Annotated in this window: 24 protein-coding genes and 1 pseudogene; 9 read left to right on the forward strand and 16 right to left on the reverse strand. The window is 59.7% G+C overall.

Annotation, left to right across the window (positions count from 1 at the left end; genetic code table 11):
* Window positions 1-26 precede the first annotated feature (26 nt).
* A complete protein-coding gene (locus ACP7CJ_RS21105; RefSeq protein ID WP_426101685.1) occupies window positions 27-2,603 on the forward strand; it encodes a bifunctional diguanylate cyclase/phosphodiesterase in 2,577 nt (858 codons plus the stop codon).
* Window positions 2,604-2,621: 18 nt separating this feature from the next.
* Here ACP7CJ_RS21105 and ACP7CJ_RS21110 read toward each other — a convergent pair whose 3' ends face one another.
* Window positions 2,622-3,443: an AraC family transcriptional regulator gene (locus ACP7CJ_RS21110; protein WP_426101688.1), complete on the reverse strand. Its 822-nt coding sequence runs from the start codon at window positions 3,441-3,443 to the stop codon at window positions 2,622-2,624.
* Between the two features lie 103 nt (window positions 3,444-3,546).
* On the opposite strand from ACP7CJ_RS21110, the gene ACP7CJ_RS21115 reads away from it, so the two are divergent.
* The gene (locus ACP7CJ_RS21115; RefSeq protein ID WP_426101690.1) at window positions 3,547-4,758 is read left to right on the forward strand and encodes an MFS transporter; all 1,212 of its coding nucleotides are present in this window, start codon (window positions 3,547-3,549) and stop codon (window positions 4,756-4,758) included.
* A gap of 92 nt (window positions 4,759-4,850) precedes the next feature.
* On the opposite strand, the gene ACP7CJ_RS21120 is transcribed toward ACP7CJ_RS21115, so the two are convergent.
* Window positions 4,851-5,273, reverse strand: a complete 423-nt coding sequence (locus tag ACP7CJ_RS21120; RefSeq protein WP_276192790.1) for an MAPEG family protein — start codon at window positions 5,271-5,273, stop codon at window positions 4,851-4,853.
* The gene (locus ACP7CJ_RS21125) at window positions 5,266-5,571 is read right to left on the reverse strand and encodes a DUF2834 domain-containing protein (protein ID WP_426101692.1); all 306 of its coding nucleotides are present in this window, start codon (window positions 5,569-5,571) and stop codon (window positions 5,266-5,268) included. The genes ACP7CJ_RS21120 and ACP7CJ_RS21125 overlap by 8 nt, the downstream gene beginning before the upstream one ends.
* A gap of 83 nt (window positions 5,572-5,654) precedes the next feature.
* On the opposite strand from ACP7CJ_RS21125, the gene ACP7CJ_RS21130 reads away from it, so the two are divergent.
* Both ACP7CJ_RS21130 and ACP7CJ_RS21135 read left to right on the forward strand, forming a co-directional pair.
* Window positions 5,655-6,443: a helix-turn-helix domain-containing protein gene (locus ACP7CJ_RS21130; RefSeq protein ID WP_426101694.1), complete on the forward strand. Its 789-nt coding sequence runs from the start codon at window positions 5,655-5,657 to the stop codon at window positions 6,441-6,443.
* Between the two features lie 54 nt (window positions 6,444-6,497).
* Window positions 6,498-8,207 (forward strand): amidase, encoded by a 1,710-nt coding sequence (locus ACP7CJ_RS21135; protein ID WP_276192787.1) that lies wholly within the window; start codon window positions 6,498-6,500, stop codon window positions 8,205-8,207.
* 57 nt (window positions 8,208-8,264) lie between these two features.
* Here the strand turns inward: ACP7CJ_RS21135 and ACP7CJ_RS21140 are convergent, their stop codons facing one another.
* The 3 genes from ACP7CJ_RS21140 to ACP7CJ_RS21150 form a co-directional block, all read right to left on the reverse strand.
* Complete coding sequence (locus ACP7CJ_RS21140) at window positions 8,265-9,002, reverse strand: CPBP family intramembrane glutamic endopeptidase (RefSeq protein ID WP_276192786.1); 738 nt, start codon at window positions 9,000-9,002, stop codon at window positions 8,265-8,267.
* Window positions 8,999-9,211: a DUF6434 domain-containing protein gene (locus tag ACP7CJ_RS21145; protein WP_426101696.1), complete on the reverse strand. Its 213-nt coding sequence runs from the start codon at window positions 9,209-9,211 to the stop codon at window positions 8,999-9,001. The genes ACP7CJ_RS21140 and ACP7CJ_RS21145 overlap by 4 nt, the downstream gene beginning before the upstream one ends.
* Window positions 9,212-9,351: 140 nt before the next feature.
* Entirely contained in the window at window positions 9,352-10,677 is a 1,326-nt protein-coding gene (locus tag ACP7CJ_RS21150) for a PLP-dependent aminotransferase family protein (RefSeq protein ID WP_426101698.1), read from the reverse strand.
* Window positions 10,678-10,766: 89 nt separating this feature from the next.
* Between ACP7CJ_RS21150 and ACP7CJ_RS21155 the strand changes: the two genes are divergently transcribed.
* Window positions 10,767-11,657, forward strand: coding sequence for a DMT family transporter (locus ACP7CJ_RS21155; RefSeq protein ID WP_426101700.1), 891 nt, complete (start codon window positions 10,767-10,769; stop codon window positions 11,655-11,657).
* Window positions 11,658-11,711: 54 nt separating this feature from the next.
* Here ACP7CJ_RS21155 and ACP7CJ_RS21160 read toward each other — a convergent pair.
* The 9 genes and pseudogenes from ACP7CJ_RS21160 to ACP7CJ_RS21200 all read right to left on the reverse strand — a co-directional run.
* Window positions 11,712-11,813: pseudogene (locus ACP7CJ_RS21160) on the reverse strand (transposase); the annotation flags it as partial.
* 132 nt (window positions 11,814-11,945) lie between these two features.
* Window positions 11,946-12,797 carry a VOC family protein gene (locus ACP7CJ_RS21165; RefSeq protein WP_426101702.1) on the reverse strand — a complete coding sequence of 284 codons (852 nt, stop codon included), beginning with the start codon at window positions 12,795-12,797 and terminating at the stop codon, window positions 11,946-11,948.
* A gap of 62 nt (window positions 12,798-12,859) precedes the next feature.
* Window positions 12,860-14,188 (reverse strand): NAD(P)/FAD-dependent oxidoreductase, encoded by a 1,329-nt coding sequence (locus tag ACP7CJ_RS21170; protein ID WP_426101704.1) that lies wholly within the window; start codon window positions 14,186-14,188, stop codon window positions 12,860-12,862.
* A complete protein-coding gene (locus tag ACP7CJ_RS21175; RefSeq protein ID WP_426101706.1) occupies window positions 14,185-14,916 on the reverse strand; it encodes an ABC transporter ATP-binding protein in 732 nt (243 codons plus the stop codon). Before ACP7CJ_RS21175 ends, ACP7CJ_RS21170 begins: the two co-directional genes overlap by 4 nt.
* Window positions 14,913-15,713, reverse strand: a complete 801-nt coding sequence (locus ACP7CJ_RS21180) for an ABC transporter ATP-binding protein (protein ID WP_276192780.1) — start codon at window positions 15,711-15,713, stop codon at window positions 14,913-14,915. Before ACP7CJ_RS21180 ends, ACP7CJ_RS21175 begins: the two co-directional genes overlap by 4 nt.
* A 1-nt stretch (window position 15,714) precedes the next feature.
* The gene (locus tag ACP7CJ_RS21185) at window positions 15,715-16,701 is read right to left on the reverse strand and encodes a branched-chain amino acid ABC transporter permease (protein WP_276192779.1); all 987 of its coding nucleotides are present in this window, start codon (window positions 16,699-16,701) and stop codon (window positions 15,715-15,717) included.
* A 10-nt stretch (window positions 16,702-16,711) separates the two neighbouring features.
* A complete protein-coding gene (locus ACP7CJ_RS21190) occupies window positions 16,712-17,629 on the reverse strand; it encodes a branched-chain amino acid ABC transporter permease (RefSeq protein ID WP_276197878.1) in 918 nt (305 codons plus the stop codon).
* Window positions 17,626-18,741: an ABC transporter substrate-binding protein gene (locus ACP7CJ_RS21195; RefSeq protein ID WP_426101708.1), complete on the reverse strand. Its 1,116-nt coding sequence runs from the start codon at window positions 18,739-18,741 to the stop codon at window positions 17,626-17,628. The genes ACP7CJ_RS21190 and ACP7CJ_RS21195 overlap by 4 nt, the downstream gene beginning before the upstream one ends.
* A 391-nt stretch (window positions 18,742-19,132) precedes the next feature.
* Window positions 19,133-19,882 (reverse strand): GntR family transcriptional regulator, encoded by a 750-nt coding sequence (locus ACP7CJ_RS21200; RefSeq protein ID WP_276197876.1) that lies wholly within the window; start codon window positions 19,880-19,882, stop codon window positions 19,133-19,135.
* Window positions 19,883-19,990: 108 nt separating this feature from the next.
* On the opposite strand from ACP7CJ_RS21200, the gene ACP7CJ_RS21205 reads away from it, so the two are divergent.
* From ACP7CJ_RS21205 to yghX, 4 genes are all read left to right on the forward strand, one after another.
* Window positions 19,991-21,109, forward strand: coding sequence for a DUF2817 domain-containing protein (locus ACP7CJ_RS21205; RefSeq protein ID WP_276197875.1), 1,119 nt, complete (start codon window positions 19,991-19,993; stop codon window positions 21,107-21,109).
* Between the two features lie 54 nt (window positions 21,110-21,163).
* Window positions 21,164-22,345, forward strand: a complete 1,182-nt coding sequence (gene metC, locus ACP7CJ_RS21210; RefSeq protein ID WP_426101710.1) for a cystathionine beta-lyase — start codon at window positions 21,164-21,166, stop codon at window positions 22,343-22,345.
* Between the two features lie 412 nt (window positions 22,346-22,757).
* On the forward strand, window positions 22,758-23,252 hold the full coding sequence (locus ACP7CJ_RS21215; RefSeq protein ID WP_321860778.1) for a PaaI family thioesterase: 495 nt from the start codon (window positions 22,758-22,760) through the stop codon (window positions 23,250-23,252).
* A 44-nt stretch (window positions 23,253-23,296) separates the two neighbouring features.
* Window positions 23,297-24,184 carry a YghX family hydrolase gene (gene yghX, locus ACP7CJ_RS21220; RefSeq protein ID WP_276197872.1) on the forward strand — a complete coding sequence of 296 codons (888 nt, stop codon included), beginning with the start codon at window positions 23,297-23,299 and terminating at the stop codon, window positions 24,182-24,184.
* Window positions 24,185-24,207: 23 nt separating this feature from the next.
* Here yghX and ACP7CJ_RS21225 read toward each other — a convergent pair whose 3' ends face one another.
* Complete coding sequence (locus ACP7CJ_RS21225; protein WP_276197871.1) at window positions 24,208-25,392, reverse strand: DUF2252 domain-containing protein; 1,185 nt, start codon at window positions 25,390-25,392, stop codon at window positions 24,208-24,210.
* Window positions 25,393-25,444 lie beyond the last annotated feature (52 nt).

The raw sequence follows: 25,444 nt of genomic DNA on the forward strand, positions 1-25,444 counted from the left end.
CATGCAGCTGCGCCCTGCGGGAATCAATGCCAAATACCCTCGCCCCGTTCGTTCGCAAGCTTTCCCAGCGCACCAGCCTGTCGCTGGCGCGCACGTCGCTGTTCCAGTGCGTGGCGCTGCTCGCCTGCGTGTTTGCAGCGGCCAGCTATTCGCTGGTGTACCTCGCCCACGAGCTGGACCGATTCGAAGACAGCGAAAGCGCCTTCTACACCCGCAAGGCGGTGCATTCCCTGGAAAAATCCCTACGCCTGACCGTCAAGGATTACGCGTTCTGGGGCGATGCCTATAAATACCTGCACGTTACCGTGGACACGGATTGGGCCTATGCTCGCGAAAACGTGGGGCCCACGCTGTTCCATGATTTCGGTTTTCAAGGCGTGTTTGTCGTCAACGACCTGGACCGCACGGTGTACGCGGTGGTCGAGGGCAAATTGCAACCGATTGAGCTCACCGAATGGCTCGGCCAGCCCATCGCGGCGATGCTCGAACAAGCACGCGCAGGCGCCACGACGGACACACCGGTCACGAGGTTCATTAACGTGCGCGGCAGCCCCACGTTGGTGGCGGCAGCGGCGATAACGCCAGGCACTGACCCCACCGTGATAGCGGACGGGCGAAAAGCCTCCGTATTGTTCTTCATCGATATCCTCAACAGCGCCAAGCTGACCGAAATCGGTAACGACTTTGGCGTCGATCACCTGCATATCGCTAAACCCGATGAAATCGGCAAGACCTTGTTGTTCTCCCTGAGTGATAACGGCGCCGCCGGCAGCCTGCATTGGCAGCCCGAGCGGCCCGGTGTGCGGTTAACGACTGTTGGCCTGCCGCTGCTGGGTCTGGCTGCGCTGCTGGTGTGCCTGATGAGCTGGCTGATTATGCGCCGCACCACGACGGACGCCCAAGCCCTCGATACCAGCCACACGTCGCTGCAAGACAGTCAAAACGCGCTGGCCACCAGCGAAGCGCGCTTTCGCGATGTGGTGGAAGCCAGTTCGGACTGGGTCTGGGAAATAGACGACCTGTGGCGCTTCACCTATCTGTCGGAGCGCTTCGAAAGCGTCACGGGCCTGGACCTCCAGGCCTGGATCGGCGCCCCCCTGCACGCCCTGCTGGACACCGATGACGGCGCCCTTTCGCAGTGGCTGAGCACGGCCAAGCGGCGCGCGGACACCAGCATTCAGTGTCGCTACGTCGACGCCCAGGGGCGTGAGCGCACCACCCGGTTGTCGGCGCGGGAAATGCCCTGCGGCGGGTTTCGCGGGACCGCCACCGATGTGACCGAAGAAGTCGAAGCGCGGCGGCGCATCGAGTTCCTGTCCCTGCACGACGCTCTCACCGGGCTGCCCAATCGCACGCGCCTGCAAGCGTTTCTGGACGGAAAACTCAAAGCGTTGCCTACCCTGGAGCACCCTTTGGTCATGCTCAGCCTGGACCTGGATCGGTTCAAGCCGGTCAATGACTTGCTCGGGCATGCGGCCGGTGACCGGGTGCTCAATGAGGTATCGAGCCGCCTGGCCGATTGCGTGCGCCACGGTGACCTGGTCGCTCGCGTCGGCGGCGATGAATTTGTGCTGATCCTCATCGACGCCGGCGCCCAGGACGAAGTCGAAGCCCTGTGCCGGCGCTTGATCGAGTCTGTCGAACGGGTCATCAGAGTCGACGAGCAGGACGTGTTCATCAGCGCCAGCATCGGCATTGCCCTCGCGCCCAATGACGCCAACGGGGTCACCGAGTTGCTGCGTTACGCCGACATCGCCCTGTACGAAGCCAAGGCTGCGGGGCGTAATACCTGGCGGTTTTACTCCGGTGAAATGAACGCACGGATCATCGAGCGTCGCCGCCTGGAAAGCGACCTGCGGTTTGCGATCAAGCACGCAGAACTGCGCCTGCACTTTCAACCGCGCTATCGCATCAGCGACGGGCAAATGGTCGGCGCCGAAGCCCTGGTGCGTTGGCAACACCCGCTGCACGGCCTGATCGCACCGGACACCTTCATTCCAATTGCCGAAGAGTCGGGGTTGATCCTTTCGCTGAGCGACTGGGTGCTTGAAACCGCCTGCACGTGCGCCGCGCAGTGGCCTGAGCATCTTTTTGTGTCGGTGAACCTGTCACCCACCGAATTCAAGCGCGGCAACCTGGTGGAGCGCGTGCGGTACGCCCTGGATAAGTCGGGCATCGAGCCGACGCGCATGGAACTGGAAATCACCGAAAGCGTGATGCTTGACGATGCCGTCGGCGCGCTTGAGGTCATGCACACCCTCAAGCACCTGGGTCTGCGCATCGCCATGGATGACTTCGGCACCGGCTACTCCTCACTGAGCTACTTGCGCGCGTTCCCGTTCGACGGGTTGAAAATCGACCGCAGCTTCTTGAACCGGCTGGAGGACAGCGCCGATGACAAGGCCATTATTCAGGCCATTGTCGGCTTGGGACGCGCCCTGTCGCTGACGGTAACGGCAGAAGGAATTGAAACCGCCGAACACCTGGCACTGCTCAAGGCAGTGGCCTGTGACGAAGGTCAAGGCTACTTCCTCAGCCGACCGCTGGATATCGACGCCTTCAACAGCCTGCTGGACGTGTACGCGAGCACCCCGCCGTGTTAACGCTCGACGAGGCGGGCGCTAGCGAAAAAATTGACTCGGCGTCTTGCCAAACTGTTTTTTGAACATGCTGGTAAAGGCACTGGGGCTTTCATAGCCCAGCTCAAACGCCACATCGATAATTTTCTCGCCCACCGCTATCCGCTCCAGTGCCAGCAGCAACCGCGCTTGCTGGCGCCACTGGCCGAAGGTCAGGCCGGTTTCGCGGCGGAACAGGCGCTGGATGGTGGTTTGGTCCAGGCCTAGGCGCTCGCTCCAATCCGCCACGGTCGAGGCATCGCCCGGGTCATCCTGCAACGCCAGGCAAATCCGGCGGATGCGCGGGTCTGCAGGCTGGGGAAGGAACAGCGGCAAGGCCGGCAACAGGGCGAGCTCGTCGAGGATCAGGTGCATGATCCGGGCGTCGCGCGAATCTTCGGCATACGGCGGCTTCAAACTGACCGAGGCTTTGATCAGCTCACTGAGCAGCGGTGAAATGCTGACGGCCTTGGTTTCGCTCGGCAAGTTCGGAAAACTCGCGGGGCGCACAAACACACTGCGCATTTTCAGAACACCGACGCAACGCAGCGAATGCACATGCCCGCTGGGCATCCAGAAGCCGCGATTGGGCGGCACCGTCCACTGATTCTGCGCCGAATGCACCACCATCACGCCTTCGGTGGCGTACAGCAGTTGATGCTTCTCGTGGCGGTGCTCGGGGATCACCCAGTTATCTGCATAGTCGGTGGCCGAACTGATGACGGCCCACTCGCCCTCATCGATCTCTCGCAGAAATTTGTCCAGTGTTTTGATGGCTTCGCCCCTTTTGCGATGTTTGCTGCCCGAATTTCGCGAGACAGGCATCGGCGGCAAATCTAGCATAAACACCGAGTTCACCCATGGAGCGGCGGTTTAAATCATCGCTGCCCGCCTCCCCGTCGTTCACTGCCTTGTATGGAATGCCTGCATGTCGACCTTGACCGCGTCTCCCGCTGCCACCTCCAGCCCGCCCCACGTCAGCCCCTTGGTCATGCGCGTTCTCGGCGCCTGCGCCCTGGCGCATCTGATCAATGACCTGATCCAGGCCGTGCTGCCATCGATCTATCCAATGCTCAAGGCCAACTACGGACTGAGCTTCACCCAGGTCGGCCTGATCACCCTGACCTTCCAACTGACGGCCTCCCTGCTGCAGCCGTGGATCGGCTACCACACCGACCGCCACCCCAAGCCCTGGCTGCTGCCAGCGGGCATGGTGTGTACCTTGGCCGGCATCTTGATGCTGGCGTTTGTCGGCACGTTCCCGGCGATCCTGCTCGCGGCGGCGCTGATCGGCGTCGGCTCGTCGACCTTCCACCCGGAAACGTCACGGGTGGCCCGCCTGGCCTCCGGCGGGCGCTACGGCCTGGCGCAATCGACCTTCCAGGTCGGCGGCAACACCGGTAGCGCGCTTGGCCCGTTGCTGGCGGCGGCGATCATCATTCCCTACGGCCAAGACCATATCGCCTGGTTCGGCCTGTTTGCCGTGTTCGCGATCCTGGTGCTGCATGGCTTGAGCCGCTGGTACCGCAACCACCTCAACCTGTTCAAGCTCAAGCAAGGCAGCAAAGCCACCCACGGCCTGTCGAAAAGCCGCGTGACCTTCGCCCTGGTGGTGCTGGCCGTGCTGGTGTTTTCCAAGTACTTCTACATGTCCAGCCTGACCAGCTACTTCACCTTCTACCTGATCGAGAAATTCAACCTGTCGGTCGCCAGCTCCCAGCTTTACCTGTTCCTGTTCCTCGGCGCAGTGGCCGCGGGCACCTTCTTTGGTGGGCCGATCGGCGACCGGATCGGCCGCAAGACCGTCATCTGGTTTTCCATCCTCGGTGCAGCACCGTTCACCCTGGCGCTGCCCTATGTCGACCTGTTCTGGACTGCGATGCTCAGCGTAGTGATCGGTTTCATCCTGGCCTCGGCGTTCTCGGCCATCGTCGTCTTCGCCCAGGAGCTGGTGCCAGGCAATGTCGGGATGATCGCCGGCGTGTTCTTTGGCCTGATGTTCGGTTTCAGTGGTATTGGCGCGGCACTGCTGGGGCTGCTCGCGGACAGCCATGGCATCGCCTATGTCTACACGCTGTGCTCGTTCCTGCCGCTGGTGGGGATTCTGACGATCCTGTTGCCATCGACCAAGGGCGTTTGATCGGTTGAGCCGGCCACCCGCGTGACGGCATTCGGCGGGCAGATCACACGGGGCCGGCGCCGACAGCTAGCGCTTGAGGAGGCCGGTTCCCTTTAGACCATTCTGGCGCCGAGCATACCGCCCAAGCCGATCAGACTCGCCACGCCCACCCCATACGCCAGCGTGCGCCAAGGCTGGTACTCCCTCAGATACATGACCGTGTGTACCACCCGCGCCAGGGTAAAAACCCCGAACAGCACACCCGTGGCTACCACAGCGGTGCCCGACGCGACACACAGCCCTCCGACGACAAAAAACAGCGGAATGTTCTCCAGATCATTGGCCCACGCCTTGCTGGCTCGGACGACTTGCGGCAGTTCCTCTGGCTGCGGCGTGCGGTTGAAGAAAGCCGCATCTTCCGGGTTAGTGAACACCCGCCCCCGAATGCGGAAGAAGCCCTGATAGCAGGAAATCGCCAGCATCTTCAGGCACAACACCAGCACGCACAGTGCGTAGACACGCAAAAGCTCATTCATCCCGCAACCCATTGATGACGATATACAGCAGCGGCCCTACCGAAACAAACAGCGCCGTCAGCACCCAGTAAGGCAGCACCGAAACCACCGACCGCCCTCGCCGCCGGGCATCGTGGTACATCCACACACCGGCCAGCAGCGCCATCAGATACAGGTCGATCACCACTTGCGCGGTGTCCGGCTGCGACAGCAATTGCAGTCCAAACGCCAGCAGCGACTGCTGCGCAGTCAGCATTGTCATCAGCGTATACAGCGAAAATCCGAGCAACCCGGCCAGGGCAATATAGGGTCTGTGCATGGTCTCTTCCTTGAAGTGATCGAGGCCCACGATAGTGATAAGGTTCAGCCCCTCGCAATGACCTCGGAGGTCATGGTCACGCCATGGACAACCCTGCTACCGCCGGCGAACACGTGCGCCAGCTACGCCGACAGGCGCATTTGAGCCAGCTCGACCTGGCCCTGATCACCGGGATTTCGCAGCGCCACCTCAGTTGCCTCGAAACCGGCCGCGCCAAGCCGAGCCCGGGCACCCTGCACAATCTGCTGACCGCGCTGCAGGCGCCCCTCGACCAGTGCAACCGCGTATTCCTCGCCGCCGGCTTCGCCCCGCGTTACGCCGCCACACCGCTCGCCTCGCCGACCATGGCGGCCATTCGCGAAGCGGTCGGCCATGTGCTGCACGCCAACAACCCCGCGCCGGCGATTCTGCTCGGCAGCGAGTGGCAAGTGCTGGCGGCCAACACCAGTACCGCCGTGCTCTTTGGGTTGGTCGGGATCAACCCGGACGCGGCGGATGGGGTGAACCTGCTGAGCACCTTGCTGCAATCGGGCGGCCTGGGCGATCACCTGATCAACGCCGAAGAGATCCGCACCCTTGCCTGGCAACGGGCAACCCGCGAGGCCTTGGGTAACCCGGCGCTGGCCGCGCTGTTGGCCAGCCTGCCGGTGCCCGTCCACACCGAGCTACCCACCGCCATGCCGCCACTGGTGTTGACCCGTGTGCGCTCGACCCAGGGCGAGCTGAACTTTCTATCGACCTTCACCACCTTCGGCATGCCCCAGGACATTACTCTCGCCTCGCTGCGGATCGAGCATCTGATTCCCGCCGACGACTTCACGTGGCAGGTCATGCGCCGCGCTTTCGAAGATTATTCGCCGCTGGTTTTGTGAAATATCTGTCCGTAGACTGCCGCCATACCCCCACTTGAAGGCGGCGAAAAAAACGTGATGCAAGTTACCGAAGTCTCCATTGCCCAATTGCGCGCAGCGCTTGAGTCCGGCCAGACCACGGCCGTTGAGCTGGTCCAGGCTTACCTGGCGCGGATCGACGCCTATGACGGTGCGCAGACAGCGACCGCGCTGAATGCCGTGGTGGTGCGCAACCCCGCAGCCCTGGAAGAAGCCCAGGCGTCCGATGCACGCCGGGCCAAGGGCGCCACACTGGGACCACTGGATGGCATTCCCTATACCGCCAAGGACAGTTACCTGGTCAAGGGCCTCACGGCGGCGTCCGGCAGCCCGGCGTTCGCCAAGCTGATTGCCCATCGCGACGCCTTCACCATCGAGCGGCTGCGGGCCGGTGGCGCCATTTGCCTGGGCAAGACCAACATGCCGCCGATGGCCAATGGTGGCATGCAGCGTGGCGTGTATGGCCGCGCGGAAAGCCCGTATAACGCCGCCTACCTGACGGCACCGTTTGCCTCCGGCTCGTCCAACGGCGCCGGCACCGCGACTGCTGCGAGCTTCGCGGCATTCGGCCTGGCGGAAGAAACCTGGTCGAGCGGGCGTGGCCCGGCGTCCAACAATGGCCTGTGTGCCTATACCCCGTCGCGTGGGGTGATTTCGGTGCGCGGCAACTGGCCACTGACCCCGACCATGGACGTGGTGGTGCCTTATGCACGCACCATGGCCGACCTGCTGGAAGTACTCGACGTGGTGGTCGCCGAAGACCCCGACACCCGTGGCGACCTGTGGCGCCTACAGCCTTGGGTGCCGATCCCCAGCGTCGCCTCGGTGCGCCCGGCGGCTTACGCTGAACTGGCCGCGACAGCCGAATCCCTCGCGGGCAAACGCTTTGGCGTACCACGCATGTACATCAACGCCGACCCCGACGCCGGCACCAGCGAGAAACCCGGCATCGGTGGCCCGACCGGGCAAAAAATCATCACCCGCGCCAGTGTCATCGCCCTGTGGCAAGCCGCCCGCCAGGCCCTTGAAGCCGCCGGGGCCGAAGTCATCGAAGTGGATTTCCCGCTGGTGTCCAACTGCGAAGGCGACCGTCCCGGTGCGCCGACGGTGTTTACCCGTGGCCTGGTGTCCAAGGAATTCCTGCACGATGAGTTGTGGGAACTGTCCGCGTGGGCCTTCGATGACTTCTTGCGTGCCAATAACGACCCGAGCCTGAACCGCCTGGCGGATGTCGACGGGCCGAAGATTTTCCCCCATGACCCTGGCACCTTGCCCAACCGCGAGGACGAACTGGCCGCCGGCATGGACGAATACGTGCGCATGGCCCAACGCGGGATCACCCCGTGGGACCAGATCAGCACCCTGCCCGACGGCTTGCGCGGCCTCGAACAGACCCGGCGCATCGACCTGGAAGACTGGATGGATAAGCTCGGCCTCGACGCGGTGATTTTCCCTACCGTGGCCGACGTCGGCCCTGCGGATGCCGATGTGAATGAAGCCTCCGCCGATATCGCCTGGAGCAATGGCGTGTGGGTCGCCAACGGCAACCTTGCCATTCGCCATCTGGGCGTGCCGACCGTTACCGTGCCGATGGGCGTGATGGCGGATATTGGCATGCCGGTCGGGCTGACCTTTGCCGGGCGTGCCTACGATGACTCTACGCTGCTGCGGCTGGCATCGGCGTATGAGGCCACCGGCAGCAATCGCCTGATTCCGCCGCGTACACCGGCACTCACGCCACGCTGAGTGCGTTGAAAATGTGGGAGTTGGCTTGCTTGCTCCCACATTTGCAGCGCATTTCGCTTAAGCAACCAGCGGCACGGCAATCAACAGGATCGCCGTGCCATGGGCGAGCGTCGCGGCCAACACACCATGACGCATGCGCAACAATGCGCAGGCCAGCCCCTCGATCAGGGTAAAGAGCAACACCGGCCAGCCCAGTTGGGTGACGCTCAGGGCCAGAAAGGCATGGCAGGCCGCGAACGCCACGCCGCTGATCAAGGCCGCCCGCAGCGGCGTCAGTTGTTGCTCCAGATACCCCTGCAGATAACCGCGAAACAACACCTCTTCCAACGCATTGGCGCCATAGGCCAACACCACCATGCCTGGCAGCCACACCCAGTAGTCGTGGATCGCTTGCGTATCCACACCTTGGTAAAGCCGCAGCGGTACGCCGATCAGGCAGCCTACCGCCAACCCGGTCGCCAGTCCGACGGCGCAATTGCCTTTGGACCACAGGACCAACCGCGACAAGTCCGGCGCCACCCACGCGAGCCCGGCAACCAGCAACAGCGATAGACCGCCCAGCGCCGCCAGCACAAAGGCATTGGCGGTGAATGCAATCTGCACGTCGTCACTGATCGACCACATGCGCAACGGCGTCATCGCATCGCGCATCAGCACAAACGCCGCCAACAGAATCAGGATGCGCATCGCCGTCATCGACCTGGGGGTGAGTGCAAACCACACGCCGAACAGCAGCAGGCCTGGCGTCAAATGGGTGCCGTAGTCGATCAGCACCGCCATGCCTTGGGTGATCACAAGCGCTCGTTTCGACGCTGCCACTCATCCACCATGTCGCCCAGGGTTTTGGCCGTGTCGTTGCGAATCCAGGCCATGAATGCGCGGTCGAACTTGAACCCCGGGCCGCAGTGTTCAAGCATGAAACGGCGCACGTTCTGGGTGTTTTTGTAGTGACGGGTGATCGGGGTGCTGCGGGTGAGGGGGTCGCTGTGCCAATTAAAGTCCATTTTTTCTCCCAAGGTGGTTCGGTGTTTTGCCAGTAGCATAGCGATGTGCCACTTAAGCAGGAAGTGGCGGATAGCGTCAGTACGCATTATGGCGCGCGGCTTCACGCTCTGACTGCGGTGGTGAGCCGCCTAAGCTAAGTTCACCATGCCACCACCTTGCGTACCGCCACCAACGCCTCCTGCAGCGCCGTCATCCCCACCGAACCCAACGCCAGGCGCAGCGCATGGGGCACATGGGCGCCGACGGCAAAGGGTTCGGCGGTGGATACGGCAATATTTTCGCGCTGCAAAGTCATGGCGATCTGATCGGCCCGGGCATCCTCGGCCAGGGGTAGCCAGAGAAAATACGACGAGGGATGACTGATGTACGCCAGCCCCTGCAGCACCTGTGCCGCCAATGCCTGCCTCGCCTGGGCATCCTGGCGTTTTTGTGCTTCCAACTGGGCGACCGTGCCATCGTCGAGCCAGGCCACCGCAATCGCGCTCATCACACCCGGCACATTCCAGGTAGTGGCCATGATACTGCGCTCCAGAGCCTTCACCCAAGCCGCCGGGGCTGACACAAAGCCGACCCGCAGGCCAGTGGCGACGCTTTTGGAAAGGCCGCCGACATACACCGTGCGTTCCGGTGCGAGTGTCGCCAAAGGCGGTGGTGCATGTTCTGCCAAAAACGCGTAGGCGGCGTCCTCGATGATCATCAGATTGTGCTGACGGGCGATGGCCACTAGTTGTTCGCGCTGCTCCAGGCCCATCACCCAGCCCAGCGGATTATGCAGGGTCGGCATGCTGTACACCGCACGTACCGGACGTTTGAGACACAGGCTGTGCAGATGATCGAGGTCCGGGCCGCTGGCGGTGACCGCGATCGGCAACATTTCCAGGTGCAGGGTCTCGGCCAGCACCTTGAACCCCGAATACGTCAACGCGTCGACGGCGATCACATCCCCCGGCTTGAGCAGCGCCATCAGCGTCACGGCCAACCCATGTTGTGCGCCGCTGACCACTAGCACTTGGTCAGCCTCGACCGTCAGCCCACGACTCAGCAGATGACGCGCCACCGCCGCACGCTCATGCTGGCGCCCGGCGTGGGGCTGGTAGCGCAACAACGCCTCCAGATCCCCCGACAGCGCCAGTTGACGCAACGCCGTGCGTAGCAGATCGGCCTGACCCGGCAATGACGGGTAGTTGAAATTCAGATCCAGCATGCCCGGCGCCACGCTCATCTGCCCACTGCCCTGCCCCGGTGGCAGGGAAATCTCGCGCACGAACGTGCCGCGACCGGTTTCACCACTGACCAGGCCCATGGCCGCCAGCTCGGCATACACCCGGCTGGCGGTGACCAGCGCCAGGCCATGGCGCGCGGCCAGTTGTCGATGGGTGGGCAGGCGGACGCCGGGCAATAGCCTGCCGCTGCGGATGTCCTCGGCAAAGGTGTCGACCAGGGTTTTGTAACGGGCGTGGGGCATCGGCGATGTATCCATGACAATTTTTTGATTGTCTTAATCTTCATGCCTAGCATGGCCCGCACGCAACTTCTCCTTTTCGGGCCCTCGTCATGGAACGTACCTCACCGCTCAATCCCCAGGCCAATAGCACGCAGGGCTGGATCAATGGTTTTATCGGCGTGGTGATTTTCAGCGGTTCGCTGCCGGCGACGCGCCTGGCGGTGATGGAATTCGAGCCGGTGTTCTTCACCCTGCTGCGCGCCACCCTGGCCGGCGTGCTGGCGCTGTGCCTATTGTGCTTATTCAAGGAAAAGCGCCCAGCGCGCGCGCAATGGATGCCCCTGGCCATCGTTGCCCTCGGCGTGGTCATCGGTTTCCCCTTGCTGACGGCGCTGGCCCTGCAATATGTGACCTCCGCGCACTCCATCGTATTCATCGGCCTGCTACCGCTGGCCACCGCAGTCTTCGGCGTACTGCGCGGCGGCGAGCGGCCACGCCCGGTGTTCTGGCTGTTTTCGATCCTGGGCAGTGCGCTGGTGATGGGCTATGCCGTCGCCCAGGGCCTGAGCGCCGCCCCGACCGGTGACCTGCTGATGCTGTTGGCGGTGCTGGTCTGCGGCCTGGGTTATGCCGAGGGCGCCAAGCTGTCGCGCAGCCTGGGCGGCTGGCAAGTGATCTGCTGGGCGCTGGTGGTGTCGTTGCCGGTGGCGCTGCCGTTGAGCCTGATGCTCGCGCCGCCGACCTTCACCGGCATCAGCCTGCCGGCATGGCTGAGCCTGGGCTATGTGGCGCTGTTCAGCATGCTGATCGGGTTTGTGTTCTGGTACCGGGGGTTGGCGCAGGGCGGCATCGCTGCGGTCGGCCAGTTGCAGCTACTGCAACCATTCTTCGGCCTGGCGCTGGCAGCGGGCCTGCTGCATGAGCAGGTCAGCCTGGGCATGGTGCTGGTGACGGTCGCGGTGATCGGCTGTGTGGCCGGGGCCAAGCGGTTTGCGCGCTAGCCTCTGCTGCCAGGGCATTATTCCCAGATGCGGTAGCGAGACCTAGACGACAAGGTTGACATTGATGCCGTTGCGCCGAGCGACTACCGAAACGCTTTGCCCAGGCTCAAGGCTCTCGCGAACCATGGCCAGTCTTTGCTCCGCGCTCCAGCGGCGTCAGCGCTCCTGGCCCAGAAGCGCCCCACTCTTGTCGTCGCTGTTAGTCATAAATATAACCGCTTGCCTATCCCTTATCGTAAGAGGGAAACGGTGTCCTGCCTTTCATGGGGCTCGTTCAGTGGAGCCAGTTCACAGGTGAAACAGAAGCGTCACTCCGTGACAGTACTGTCCGCTTATCCCCAGTGTGGTGGGTGAGATATCGACGAAAGAAATGCCGTTTTTCTGCAAGATAGCGCGTAAAGGCGTAAGGCTCTTAACGCTGAAGCCTATGGCTCCGTAATAGGCATTGGGGCGGTTCGCCAGCGTCAGACCGGGATAGCAGGCATTGAAAGCGGCTTCGCTGGTGAAATGTAAAGGCACATTACCGGTATCTATTTGCAGACCAGGCGTAAACAACGAACTGGGTGCACAGTCACGGTCAAATACTTGACCATAAGCTGATGCGAGTAGTTTCACCTGGTCAGTGATGACTGTGACACTCGCCAAGCCAATTACGCCGTTAGAATGATGGGTGTATTCGCTACGCCAGACGACGTCCCTAGTAAAATGTTGGCAGGCAAAAACTCGACCCGCTGGGGTCGACTCCAAGTCGACCTGGGTGATACGGAAGCGCGCATCACGGGTGCCCTCCGGCAATTGGACTGGCCGCGAAAAGTCCAAAGGCGAGCCGCTGCCAATGTTAGAACGATTCAGCTCATCGTGAAAACCTGACGCGTCGTCGGTCATTAATGCCAATGCGCATAGCCCATCTCCTCCGTCCTCCACAAATGACTGGAAATAGCGTGTTGCCGGATGCGGACGCGGAACGGTAAGCAACTCAAAGTAGTCGTCCTCAAACATTACGCAGTGATTTTCCGATCCCATGGAATGGTAACCGCGGGGGGTGAGTGTAAAGCCCAACTGGCCATAGGTTTTTGCAACGGCGTCCATGCTGCTGGCGGCGATCACCACATGGTCGATACCTTGGATATGCTTACGCATGCGCAATACTCAATGAGGAGGTTTTGGGGCAACGTTGTACTTCCAACTACCGCTGGGGGCGCTCAATCACGACCGTCTCTCCATCGGTATCCAAGCAGGCCGAAGGGGGCAACCCTTTTGGCTAAACTGTGCGAAAAAATCGGTTCGAGTGCAGCAAAAGGCAACGGTGATTTTGACTCAGGTAAGCCTTTGACTACATCGGCTAACGCGCCACCGATGGCGGTTGCCAGTGCAAGCCCCCGACCGTTGCATCCAAGCCACGCATAGACCCCATCAGCCAGCTTATGCACATGGGGGACGGCATCGGCAGTGATTGCCAGGTTACCGTGCCAGATGTGCTCGAAAGGCTTGGACCCCAACTCGCAAAGTGCTGGGAACATGTCCTTCAGCCGCGTCCCTATACGTCGCTGCAAGCGCTCTTCAAAATTATTATGCAGAACTAACGCCCCTCCCGTTATCAACCGCCCTACGCTATCGAATCGACAGAAATGCAAGTCGCCATGCGTGTCGGACATTGCATGGTTAAACGGTAGAATTCCTGCACGAAGTCCTTCGGGTATTGGCGCGGTTGCCATCTGATATGAGCGAATTGGGATGAATGTGCGATCCAAGCCCGGCCAAAGTGAATTGGAAAATGTGCTGCTGTAGGCGTGGGTAGCGATGATGACTTTTTTGGCAATGACCACGCCATCCCTGGTTTCAACCCGCCAGTTTGGGCCTGCGGGCAAGATGCCCAGTGCCGGACTTTGTGTATAGATGCGTGCACCGAATTTCATGGCCGCAGCCGCAAGGCCTCGCACTAGTCCCAACGGGTTAACGTGCCCCCCTGTGGGGTTTTGCCAGCCACCGTGCCAGTAATTAGACCCGGTGATGGCTGTAACTTGATCACGGTCGAGCAATTCTACCGGAGCGCCACGCAGCCTCCATTGTTTGCAGCGAGCGCTTACCAATGACATCCGACTGGGTCTATGTGCAGGCTGTACCCAGCCATTCTGAACGGCCTCACATTCGATTCCATACTTTCGGATCAGGTCGAATACCGTGCTCGCGGAGTCACGGATCAGCCCGATAAATGCCTCGCCTTTTTGAGCTCCGAATACCTTTAAAAGCAGGTCTGGATCTGCACGGGACAAACAGGGGATCACCTGGCCATTATTACGGCCTGAGGCGCCCCAGCCAAGTTCAGCAGCCTCCAAAACTACGACATCGACACCTGTTTCAGCTAATTGCAAAGCAGCAGACAAACCGGTGAAGCCAGCACCTATCACGACTACGTCGGCTCTAAGATGAGCGTGGGACAACTGCATGGTCTGTGAAGCTGGCTTGGCGCTCTCCGTCCATAGTGAAGGCGGCAACGGAGCGTCCGGGGGTATAGGTTCTAGCTGACTCATGCCGCATGTCCTCCTAAGTAAGCTGCGCGAACTCGCGCATCGTTGGCCATCTGCTCAGCAGGCCCTGAGAGTGAAACCGTGCCTGAGTCAAGGATGTAAGCGTAATCAGCCACGCGCAGTGCAGCACGAGCATTCTGCTCCACCAGCAGTACTGCCGTTCCGCCGGCGCGAATGGTTTGAGTAAGGTCGAAAATCTGACGTATCACCTTGGGTGCCAGACCCAGGGAGGGCTCGTCCATCAAAAGCAGACGGGGACGGCTCATCAGCGCTCTGGCCACGCAAAGCATTTGCTGCTCGCCGCCAGACATCGTTCCGGCTTTTTGTAGCAGGCGCTCCTTCAGGCGAGGAAAAAGCACCAACATTTGCTCAAGCGACTCGCTGAACTCTCGATAGGGACGCTTGCCCGCACCCAGGCGCAAGTTCTCCAGCACACTCATTCCGAAAAAAATCTGACGCCCCTCTGGCGCTTGGGCAAGACCTTTGGTGACGATCTGGTGCGACGGCTTGTTGGTGATGTCCTGCCCATCGAAAACAATGCGACCTGAGGCGACGGGATAGATACCGGAGATCGCTCGCATCAGCGTGGTTTTGCCTACACCATTGCTGCCTAACACGCTGACGATGCTGCATGGCGCAACTTCCAGTGACACATTCTGCAAAATGGTTTGCGGTCCAATGCGCACTGTCAGGTTCTCGATACTCAGGATAGGTTGAACGTGGGGATTCATAGTTCATCCTCCTCTGTTCCCAGATAGGCTTCCAGAACCGCTGGATGGGCTGCTATATGTGCGGGTGGTCCATCCGCAATTTTGCGGCCCGACGCCATGACCATTATTCGATCACACAGCGACATGACGAACCCCATGTCATGCTCCACCAACATCACCGACAGCCCCTGGTCGGACAGGCTTCGGATAAAAAACGCCAGTTCCGCTGTTTCTGTGTCGTTAAGTCCTGCTGCCGGCTCATCCAGAATCAACAGCTTTGGCTGTAAGGCCAACGCGCGGGCGATTTCCAGGTATTTGCGCCGTCCGTAAGAAAGGTTCGCCGCTAACATTCCTGCTTGGTCACACAGCCCGGTCCGCTCCAGTGCTTGCCAGGTCAACTTGCTAATGCGATTGGACAATGTTCGCCGCCCGAAAAGGCTGCTCCACGGCGAATGCCCGACCACGCCCAGAGCGCCGATTGAAACGTTGTCGAAAACGCTCATGTTCGGCAGCACCCGAAGATTTTGAAACGTGCGCGCTACGCCCATTCGCGCAAGATTGTCGGGGGCCAGGCCGGTGACACGCTCACCGCAAAAATGCACCGTGCCCGAAGACACTCCGGTTATCCCGGTAATGAGGTTAAAGAGCGTCGTTTTTCCTGCCCCGTTGGGGCCTATCAGCCCCACCCGCTCACCGAAGCCTACGTGCCCGGTAAAGCCTTCGACGGCGGTCAGGCCGCCGAAGCGACGGGTGACGTCTTCCATAAGCAGCAGTTGAGCAGGTGCACTGTGGGCCTTCACCGATGTCGTCATGTTCATTTCACCGCCAGCCCAGTTGTTGTGAGGGTTTCCACGCCGCATTCAGGTGCTTACGCGCCAGTGCCATGGCACTGACTTCGCCACAGATGCCACGGGGCAAGAACAGGATGCAGAGAAACATCACCAGCCCTACGCCAATCATTCGATAGTCACCGAACGGCCTTAGAACTTCTGGCAGCCCAACGAGCAGCAACGCACCTATCAGGGCGCCTGGAATACTCCCCAACCCTCCGACAACAACCATTGCCAAGATCAGTATCGACTCAGAAAAGCGGAAGTCGCCTGGGGAAATATATTGCGTTGTGTGCGCCCACAGCGCGCCGGCGACCCCGGCAAAAAAGCAGCTGAACGCAAAGGCCTCGGTCTTGATGCGCACCACTTTCAGCCCCATTGCCTGGGCGCACTGATCGTCCTCACGCAGTGAGCGCAAGGCGTTGCCGTAATAGGAGTGCGTCAATCGGTGCACGGTAAAAACTGTCGCGATCAGCAGACCCGCACCAGCAAAATAGTTAGCCAGATTGCCGCTTTTGAACACGCCCGCCAGGGCAATTCCTGGAATCCCCGAGATGCCCATCGGGCCGTGCGTAAAATCGACCCAGTTGAGCAGCGTTACATGGATTATCTCGCCGACGGCCAGGGTGGCGACGGCAAAGTAAATACCGACCAGGCGCATAATTGGCAGGGCCAGCAAGATGCCCACCCCTGCCGCGGCCAGGCCCGCTGCCGGGATGGTCAGGTAGAACGGCCAATGCCAGGCAGTGGCCGTCATTGCGGCGGTATAGGCGCCTATGCCGTAAAACCCGGCATGGCCCAATGAGAGCAAGCCGGTGGTACCTGTGATGAGGTTGGCGCTCACCGCCAGAATCGCGAAGACCATCATGGTTCCTGCGACGCCGAACCAGTAGCTTGCGTTGAGCCAGTACAGGAAGGCCGGCACGACGACTAGCATCAGGATCAGCATCGCGGCGACTGTTTTTTTCGATGTCATTGCAGCCTCCTTAAACGCGCTCGCGGGCAGCGCCAAAAATACCGGTGGGGAAGAAAATCAGCGTCAGCAGCAGAAAGGCGTAGGCCACCAGGTCACCCCAGCCTTGGGCCAGATAACTGGTGGTAAACGTTTCAGCGATACCCAATATCAGTGCGCATATCACCGCCCCTGGAATCGAGTGCAACCCGCCCATGACCATCGCCACGAATGCCTTGATACCCGGCGCGAAACCCATCGCCGGAAATACCGCACCCTGGTACAGGCCAACGACGATGCCGGCACTGGCCCCCAGCATTGAGCCAACGGCGAACGTCGCCATGATCACGTTTTCGGTGTGGATGCCGACATACATGGCGCCTGCCGGGTTGCTGGCCACTGCACGGATTGAGCGCCCAATGTGGGTTTTGAACAGCAATAGTTGCAATCCGACCAACATTGCCATTGATAAGCCGAAAATCAGGAACTGACCGCTGGCAAACGAGAAACTGCCGATTTGAACCGGGCTGATTAGCAGGTAGTCCTGCGGCACCACCTGCATGTTGGCGCCGAATATTTTTTCGACGCCCTCACGAATCACAATCGACAGTGCCAGCGAGGACAGCAGCGTGGCCTCGCGAATAGCTTTAGATTTCATCGACGCCTCGTCGCGAAACCGTCTGAATGGGCGGAACGCCAATCGGTCGAGCGCCAATCCCATCACCGCACCGAAAGCCAGTACGAAAATAATCACGACAAACAGCGGCGGTGCGAATGTGGTAATCAGCAGTAACCCAACGAAAGCGCCCAGCATGTAAATTTCGCCGTGGGCAAAGTTGACGACGTTGAGTACTCCGAATATCAACGTGAACCCGATCGCCATCAGGGCATAGACCAATCCGATCGAAATGCCGTTGATCAACTGTTGTATAAGGAAATCGGTTTCCATCATTGGATGACCTCGTAAGCGCCATCGCTAACGATCATGCGATTCAACTGCTTGGTCACTTCGCGAGTGACCGGGTCGAACGTGGTTGCGCCAGTCACCCCTGGGTAGTCATGCGTCGCTGCCAGTGCATCACGAACCTTGGCCCGAGTCGGCTCGGGGCCTGCTGCAACAATCGCGTCGAGCATGATGTTAGTTGCATCGTAAGCCTGCGCGGCAAACATGCTTGGCTCGCTGCCATACCGCTGGCGGTAGCCCTCTACGTAGGCCCTGACGCTAGCGTCTGCACTTTGCGCGACGAAGGTGCTAGGCATCATCAAGCCGTTGGCCGCAGGCCCCGCCAGTTGCAGAAGCTTGGGCTCATACAGTGGCGAACCACCGTAGACGACGGTTTGCACGTTCATCTGTGTGCGTTGTTGCAGGAAGCTGGCGGCCTCTTCATAAAACATGAACAGCACGATTGCATCAGGCTTAGAGCGAGCCACCTTGGTCAGTATTGAGCGAAAGTCTCGGTTGCCCGGGTTAAAGAACTCGGTATCCACCACCTCATTTCCAAGCGTGGCAGCCTCCTCGCTGAAGTTCTTCACTGAGCTTTGACCCCAGTCGTTTTGAATACCAATAACGGCGTAACGCTTAAGGTTGTTCTGCGCCATCCATTTGGCTATGAACGGCGACTCGACCGCCATTGTGGTGATGTTACGAAACTGCCAGTCGCTGATCTTGAGGAAGTCGGGGTGGGAGGCCGATTGGGACAGCTGCGGTACATGTTGTTCGGCGTAAATCTGCCCTGCTGCCATGGATACGGTTGAGTTGAAGTCGCCAATCACGCCTAAAATATGGGCGTCGTCGGAGAATTTTCTCGCGATGTTCACGCCTTCTTTTGCGTCGCTTTTGCTGTCTTCGTACTTGATCACCACCTTCGTGCCAGGCAGCTTTCCAGACGCGTTGAATTGCTCAAGCGCCATATCGGCCGAGTTCTTGAAAAGCGTGCCGTATTGCGAGTTATCGCCGGTCAATGGCAGTTGGTAGCCGACTGCGATTTCGTTTTGTGCGCTGGCAAGACTTGCAAAGGCACACAGCCCTATTGCCAGAAATTCATTGACGGTTCTACGGAGCATGAGCAGATCCTTTTCGCTGGAAGGACAACGTTTAGATCGTATGCACGTCTGCTCGGGTCGATTTACTGACCGGAAATCATCTGTGAAATGATCTGATGGCTCTCGTAACATGTTACGAGTCTGTTTTGATGCACAGCAATAGCTGTGCCACACACAGAAATTCAGCCCATATCGGGCTAAGAGGGGCTCTGCTGCGCGGCTGGCGGATCAGCAATCCTGAACAATCGCCGACACGAAGTTGCACCATTGCAATGCAATGGGAGGCGAGGGGGCGACGTTAAGGTGCGCCGCTGCTTGGAGAGGTACGGGCTTTACACGATGCGGCGATCAAGCTCGAGACACTGCCGGTCTGTCAGCTTGCAGTGTCTCGAGCAATCAAGGCGGGGGGAGCTCAGGTGCTCAATGAAAGTGGCCCAGCCGGGCCACTGGTGATGTTTACATCCAGCAGGCTGGACGAAGACATCAGGGCGTCGAGCACCATTGCCCTGGATGAGATCAATTCCATGCGCGCCACTGTTTCTGCGCCTTTTGAGTCTCCAGCCGTCAGCGCTGCAATAAGCGATTCATGCTCGTGTCGCATTTCGTTGGTGCGGTCGCGCAGCGCCAGGCCTAGGTGAAACAACCGCTCCATTTCACTCAGAACGTTGGCTAGCATCTCCACTAGGCGCTCATTGCCTGAGGCTTGCGCCACCACCAGGTGAAACTCGGTATTGGCTTGAAGGAAGCGGTCTTCGCTGTCTCGATCGCCTGGCTCGTAACTCCTTGAGCACGCTTGGTCGAGACGCCGCAGGCCCTCTTCATCGACCTTGCCTGCCGCCATGCGAACCGTGGCTAACTCAATGATTTCGCGTATCTGATACAGCTCGTTGATGTCGCGCAAAGTGATGGGTTTGACCTGATACCCCTGGCGATGCATCGGGCGAACCAGCCCTTTGGCCGCCAGGCGCTCCAGCGCAGCGCGAGTAGCCGCTCGCTTAAGCCCAAAGCGGGTTTCTATTTCGGCTTCGGATACATGCACACCGGGCATCAGTTCGCAGCGCACGATAGCTCTGTGCACTGCATCGAACGCCGCATCGCTTTGCCTGACGCGTACACGACCCGCAACAACAGGGGGGGCTTCCACTTCGATTTTTTTGGGCATTTGAGGACCTTTTTTGCGTGCGCGGCATTTTAGCAGTTTACAGGGAGTATTCGTAACATGTTACGATCCGGCCAAATCCATGTGCCGCTTTGCATTCAAGGATCACTCATGCGCGAAGTCTCCCTCGCTTTGACATCAAGTTGTTTCTCGCCCGATTACGCTACGGCCCGAGCTAAATTTCAAATGGCTGCGGCCCAGGCAGGCGCCGTACTGCATGTTTACCTCAACGACGATGTAGCGGCACCCAACGGCGGTAGCCTGACCACCGACGTTGCCATAATCGGGCCGCCAGAGAGCACGCGGGCATTGATCATAGTGAGCGGTACTCACGGCCCGGAGTGCTTCATCGGTTCCGCTGCGCAAATCGCTTTTATGCAAGCCCTCGGTGCTCACGCGCAGGCACTTGACGTTCAGGTGGTACTGATCCATGCGATCAATCCGTGGGGGGCTGCTCATATGAGCCGGTGCACCGAAGGCCTCGTCGACCTCAATCGAAACTTCGTCGATTGGACGCAGCCTGTTCCCCAGAACCTTGAATATGAGTATCTGCACCCCTGGATTGGCCCGCATGAACTTGGCGTGAGCGCTGCCAAGGAGGCCCAGCGCACTATCAATGCATGGATCGATGACAAGGGCATGCCTGCCTTTACCGATGCCAGTATGCGCGGGCAATACGCGCATCCAGAGGGCTTGAGCTATGGTGGCAAGGGGCCTGAATGGTCCCATCTGACGCTTCAGTCAATTATTGAACAGCACCTTTGTGGTGCTGAAAAAGTCGCTTTAATTGATTGGCATACGGGGCTTGGGGAGTCAGGAGAACCGTTTTTCCTTTGTTTCAATGACCGCAATAGCGAGGCATGGAACCGGGCATGCGAATGGTGGGGTCAAGCCAATATCGAAAACCCCGCCGGTTTTGATGGGGCGGCACGCCCGCAATATACCGGCTTGCTGTTTCAAGGGGTTTCCCGATTCGTAGCACCGGCTCAATTGACTGGCGCGGTGATCGAGTTTGGCACCGTACCGCTGGACAAGCTTCAGCAGGCATTGCAGGCCGACAGGCGACTACACGGCGGTTCGGTCTCCGATCCTATTGAGCGTCAAGCTTTGCTTACGCAAGTAACTCAGGCGTTTTCACCTGATGCAGTGAGCTGGCAGCAAAGCGCCCTAAGTCATGCTGTTGCCATTCAACAGCAGGCCCTGAATGGGCTAATCGCGTGGCGGGACTGAACAGCGTCGCCTCTGCACTTACCTTTCCACGTCCCTGCTGCTGAGATTAAACAAATGCATCATCCAGATACCCTCGTAGTCACTACCGGTCGCGATTCCGAGCGTTTCGGTGGACTCGTAAATACTCCGGTTTTCCGTGGCTCGACCATACTCGTGCCCAGCTTTGATGCTTGGGAAGAGTGCAAGCGCGACGGTAATCCTTATGCACATTACGGTCGGTTTGGTACCGAAACAACACGTGCCTTTGAGTCAGCTATTGCCGAACTGGAAGGGGGCTATGCCAGTCTTGTATTTCCATCAGGACTTTCGGCCTGTACGCATGCGGTGATGGCTTTCGTGGCCGCGGGTGATCACATTTTAATAACTGACAATGTGTACGGGCCAACCCGCATGTTTGCGGACAGGGTGCTGACTCGCATGGGCGTCGAGGTGGAATATTTTAACCCCATTGAAGTGGAGGATCTAACGTCAAAACTTCGAAAAAACACAAGTGTGGTGTTTGTTGAATCCCCAGGATCGTTGACCTTTGAAATCTCGGATATACGTGCTGTGTCTAATGCCGCCCACAGCGTCGGCGCAAAAGTATTGTTGGACAACACGTGGGCGACCCCCCTTTATTTCAAGCCATTCGATCACGGGGTAGACATTTCAATTCAAGCGGCCACTAAATACATCGTCGGTCATTCAGATGCCTTGCTGGGTACCGCCACTGCCAATGAAGGCGCGTGGGAGCAGTTGCAGGCCAGCGCCCATGATTTTGGCGAAACTGCGGGGCCTGATGATATTTTTCTAGGTCTGCGTGGTATTCGTAGCCTAAGTGTACGATTGCAACGTCATTGGGAAAATGGTTTAGCCCTGGCTCAATGTTTGCAGACGCATCCAGCGGTAGCCCAAGTGCATCATCCTGCACTGGTTAACGATCCGAGCCATGATCTCTGGAAGCGCGACTTCAGAGGCGCGAGTGGTCTATTTTCTTTGCAATTGAAAAGCACGGACATAGAACGCGTTAGGTGTTTCTTCAACAGCCTAAAACACTTTGGAATTGGTTTGTCTTGGGGGGGCTATGAAAGTCTGGTTTTACCGATTGGCAAACCTTCCCGAACTGTAAAAAGTTGGGAGAGATCAGGTTATCTTGTTCGAGTACATGCCGGTTTAGAAAATTTAAACGATCTGCAATCTGACGTGATTCAAGCGCTTGACCAGGTCGTTGCAAAAATCTCTGTCACTGTGGCGTAAGTGACTTTTCGAGAAAGTATTAACTGTTGAAGACCATTCAATCTGTTCAGTCGACAGTGAGTTTCAAGGTAACTTCCGATTCATGAAGTGAACCATTTTGAATCGCTCTGGGTTTCGTAGACACCTCTATGCCTCTAGTGGACTGCCACCGGCATTGTAGACATCTCCAGCCACCTGCCCCTGAAGCTAATACACACACGCAAGCCGTCCCGGATGTCGTGATTGCGCAAACGCCGTTGATTAACGGCGCGGCTTGGAAAGTCCGTGCGGAGCCGAGAGTGCATTTATTTTGTGAGTCCAGTAGGCTTTTCTCATCTTTTCTGTGAGTCCCTCGCCGGGCATTCACAGAAAAAAATGATTTTCTCCCAGCGTTTGCTGGACCTCCTGAATCATCTATTTTGTGAACCTACACATGCACACCCCTTCACTGCAAGACACCACCGCCCCCGAAGGTATCTGCTACGGCTGCGGCGGCAGCAACCCCCACGGCCTGCATATCAAGAGCCGTTGGGATGCCGACGGCGTTCACGTGGTCGCCGAGCACCAACCGGAAGCGAAATACAGCGGCTGGCCGGACCTGGTCTACGGTGGCCTGATCGCCATGCTGGTGGACTGCCACTCGAACTGGACCGCCATGGCCTACCACTATCGTGCCGAACAACGTGAACCCGGCAGCCTGCCGCGTATCGACTGCGTGACCGGCCATCTCGGCATCAAATTCATCAAGCCCACGCCCCTGGGTGTCACGCTGACCTTGCGTGCCCGGGTCGAGGGCGATGTGGGGCGCAAAAGTCGCGTGGTCTGCGAGGTGTATGCCGGCGATGTACTCACGGCGATCGGCGATTCGGTGTTCGTGCGCGTCGATACCGGGCAACTCGCCGCCGCCGCCCACGGTCGTAATGAGTGATCCTGGTCTACATTGACTGGCACCGCTAATCGAGGACAGCACCGATGACTCGTCTCACCGCCAAAGACTTTGCCCCCGAACTGCTGGAGCTCTACGACGGCTACGCCCACGGCAAGATCAACCGCCGCCAATTTCTCGACCGCGCCGCATTGTTCACCTTTGGCGGGCTGACCGCGTCGGCGCTGCTCGCTGCCCTGAGCCCCAACTACGCCCTGGCCGAGCAAGTGAAATTCACCGACCCGGACATCGTTGCCGACTACATCACCTACCCCTCGCCCAAGGGCAACGGCACAGTGCGCGGCTACTGGGTACGCCCGGCCAAGGCCACCGGCAAAGTGCCGGCGGTGGTCGTGGTGCATGAAAATCGTGGGCTCAACCCCTATATCGAAGACGTCGCCCGGCGCTTGGCCAAGGCCGGCTTCATTGCGCTCGCGCCGGATGGCCTGACATCGCTGGGAGGCTACCCCGGCAACGACGAAAAAGGCGTAGAGCTGCAACAAAAGGTCGACCCGACCAAGCTGATGAACGACTTCTTCGCCGCCATCGAGTGGCTGATGCACCACGACAGCAGCACCGGCAACGTCGGCATTGTCGGCTTCTGCTATGGCGGCGGCGTGGCCAATGCGGCGGCCGTGGCTTACCCGGAACTGGGCGCCGCCGTGTCGTTTTACGGGCGTCAGCCGCAGGACAAGGACGTGCCGCGCATCAAGGTGCCGATCATGCTGCATTACGGCGAACTGGACACGCGGATCAACGAAGGCTGGCCGGCCTATGAAAAGGCCTTGAAGGCGGCAGGCACCCCCTATGAAGCGTTTAGCTACAAGGGCGCCAACCACGGTTTTCATAACGACTCGACGCCGCGCTATGACGAGGCCGCAGCGAACCTGGCGTGGCAACGCACGCTGGGGTGGTTCAACCAATACCTGGCCTGACAGCCCTCTCAATGTCTGCGGGCTCAATGTTCCAACGCGTACCTGCGGCAATGGTTGAGGTAGCCCTGCTCATGCCGACCCACCAGTTGCACCACGCTGGTCCACAGCCATGACGGCGCATCCAACTGCTTGGAACGGTTCTCCTGCAGCACCGCCATCCATTCCTTGCGTGTCGCGCGGTCCATCTGGCGGGCATGGGCGATGCCGACCACCCGGGCCAGGTAGCCGGCGGCGTGCATGGCATCGGTCTCACTCAGTTCGTCGAGCTCCAGCTTCATATCCTGCGGCAGCAGTTCGCGGATGAAAAAACCATGCTCCAGAAAACGCGTCGCCACCATGCGTTCACCCAAGCCAGGGGAGAGCTGGCGGGCGCCCTCCACCACCCGCCGCCCATTGTCCCGTGGCATCTTGGCCCGCGCGGCACGCGGTGCAGCGGCGCCGACCGCCTCCTTGATGTCGATCAGGCAATACGCCTGATCGTCCTGGTCGCCCACGCCGAGCAATGCGGCATAGCGCAATAACCCCAGCGAGCTGCAGCCCTTGACCCAATAGGCGCAGTCCAGCAACTCAACCTTGGCGCCCTTCGGGCGGCCCTTGAGCGAGGTGACCAATTGCTGAATGTCACCAGAGGCACAGACCGTTTCCAGCGCGCTTTTTTCCGCCCGCGACAGCGACCAGAAATGCTTGCCCAAGGGGATCGTCGGCCGCACGTTTTCGATGCGCTCACGGGCCAGGTTCTTCCAGGTTCGCTCCACGGCGCTGCGCATACCGGCCTTGACCTGGGACGGGCGCGGCGGCGCTTCGTCGGGCTTGTCCTTGAAAGCCTGTTCATAGCCCACCATCATTTCTTCGAGCATGCGGGCGGTGGTCACCCCCGGTAAGTCCGAGCCGCGCGCGGCAGTGGCCAACGACAGTGCCAACCGCACCAAGTCATGGGTCGGATTGCCGATCACCGCCTGGTCAAGGTCGCGGATATGCATGTCGATACGGCCCTTGCTGTCGCCGGTAGGCCCCAGGTTGCCCGCGTGGCAATCGCCGCAGATCCAGATCGCCGGGCCGAGTGGCAGGCGCCGACCCGGCTGGCTGTGCAACCACTCGTAAAACTGTACGGTACTGCCGCGCACATAAGCGTGGGCGGAGCGCGCCATCTTCAAGTTTCGCAGTTGGATGAGGTGGGGCATACGGGCGGAGGGACGCGGGGTTTTCATGAAGGCACTCGGTAGGGGCTACGGTAGAGGTTAACTCGCGACAAATGTTTCA

This window comes from Pseudomonas sp. PSPC3-2 (assembly GCF_049897085.1).
In the GTDB taxonomy this organism is placed as follows: domain Bacteria; phylum Pseudomonadota; class Gammaproteobacteria; order Pseudomonadales; family Pseudomonadaceae; genus Aquipseudomonas; species Aquipseudomonas paraveronii.

What these genes read in the sequence shown, in the direction of transcription:
- ACP7CJ_RS21170 (WP_426101704.1), bottom strand. Translation starts at nt 14,188, where the DNA reads ATGAGTCAGCTAGAACCTATACCCCCGGACGCTCCGTTGCCGCCTTCA.
- ACP7CJ_RS21180 (WP_276192780.1), bottom strand. Translation starts at nt 15,713, where the DNA reads ATGAACATGACGACATCGGTGAAGGCCCACAGTGCACCTGCTCAACTG.
- ACP7CJ_RS21185 (WP_276192779.1), bottom strand. Translation starts at nt 16,701, where the DNA reads ATGACATCGAAAAAAACAGTCGCCGCGATGCTGATCCTGATGCTAGTC.
- ACP7CJ_RS21190 (WP_276197878.1), bottom strand. Translation starts at nt 17,629, where the DNA reads ATGATGGAAACCGATTTCCTTATACAACAGTTGATCAACGGCATTTCG.
- ACP7CJ_RS21155 (WP_426101700.1), top strand. Translation starts at nt 10,767, where the DNA reads ATGGAACGTACCTCACCGCTCAATCCCCAGGCCAATAGCACGCAGGGC.
- ACP7CJ_RS21130 (WP_426101694.1), top strand. Translation starts at nt 5,655, where the DNA reads ATGGACAACCCTGCTACCGCCGGCGAACACGTGCGCCAGCTACGCCGA.
- ACP7CJ_RS21205 (WP_276197875.1), top strand. Translation starts at nt 19,991, where the DNA reads ATGCGCGAAGTCTCCCTCGCTTTGACATCAAGTTGTTTCTCGCCCGAT.
- ACP7CJ_RS21200 (WP_276197876.1), bottom strand. Translation starts at nt 19,882, where the DNA reads ATGCCCAAAAAAATCGAAGTGGAAGCCCCCCCTGTTGTTGCGGGTCGT.
- ACP7CJ_RS21150 (WP_426101698.1), bottom strand. Translation starts at nt 10,677, where the DNA reads ATGCCCCACGCCCGTTACAAAACCCTGGTCGACACCTTTGCCGAGGAC.
- ACP7CJ_RS21105 (WP_426101685.1), top strand. Translation starts at nt 27, where the DNA reads ATGCCAAATACCCTCGCCCCGTTCGTTCGCAAGCTTTCCCAGCGCACC.
- yghX (WP_276197872.1), top strand. Translation starts at nt 23,297, where the DNA reads ATGACTCGTCTCACCGCCAAAGACTTTGCCCCCGAACTGCTGGAGCTC.
- ACP7CJ_RS21115 (WP_426101690.1), top strand. Translation starts at nt 3,547, where the DNA reads ATGTCGACCTTGACCGCGTCTCCCGCTGCCACCTCCAGCCCGCCCCAC.
- ACP7CJ_RS21215 (WP_321860778.1), top strand. Translation starts at nt 22,758, where the DNA reads ATGCACACCCCTTCACTGCAAGACACCACCGCCCCCGAAGGTATCTGC.
- ACP7CJ_RS21225 (WP_276197871.1), bottom strand. Translation starts at nt 25,392, where the DNA reads ATGAAAACCCCGCGTCCCTCCGCCCGTATGCCCCACCTCATCCAACTG.
- ACP7CJ_RS21125 (WP_426101692.1), bottom strand. Translation starts at nt 5,571, where the DNA reads ATGCACAGACCCTATATTGCCCTGGCCGGGTTGCTCGGATTTTCGCTG.
- ACP7CJ_RS21110 (WP_426101688.1), bottom strand. Translation starts at nt 3,443, where the DNA reads ATGCCTGTCTCGCGAAATTCGGGCAGCAAACATCGCAAAAGGGGCGAA.
- ACP7CJ_RS21165 (WP_426101702.1), bottom strand. Translation starts at nt 12,797, where the DNA reads ATGCGTAAGCATATCCAAGGTATCGACCATGTGGTGATCGCCGCCAGC.
- ACP7CJ_RS21195 (WP_426101708.1), bottom strand. Translation starts at nt 18,741, where the DNA reads ATGCTCCGTAGAACCGTCAATGAATTTCTGGCAATAGGGCTGTGTGCC.
- ACP7CJ_RS21120 (WP_276192790.1), bottom strand. Translation starts at nt 5,273, where the DNA reads ATGAATGAGCTTTTGCGTGTCTACGCACTGTGCGTGCTGGTGTTGTGC.
- ACP7CJ_RS21175 (WP_426101706.1), bottom strand. Translation starts at nt 14,916, where the DNA reads ATGAATCCCCACGTTCAACCTATCCTGAGTATCGAGAACCTGACAGTG.
- metC (WP_426101710.1), top strand. Translation starts at nt 21,164, where the DNA reads ATGCATCATCCAGATACCCTCGTAGTCACTACCGGTCGCGATTCCGAG.
- ACP7CJ_RS21145 (WP_426101696.1), bottom strand. Translation starts at nt 9,211, where the DNA reads ATGGACTTTAATTGGCACAGCGACCCCCTCACCCGCAGCACCCCGATC.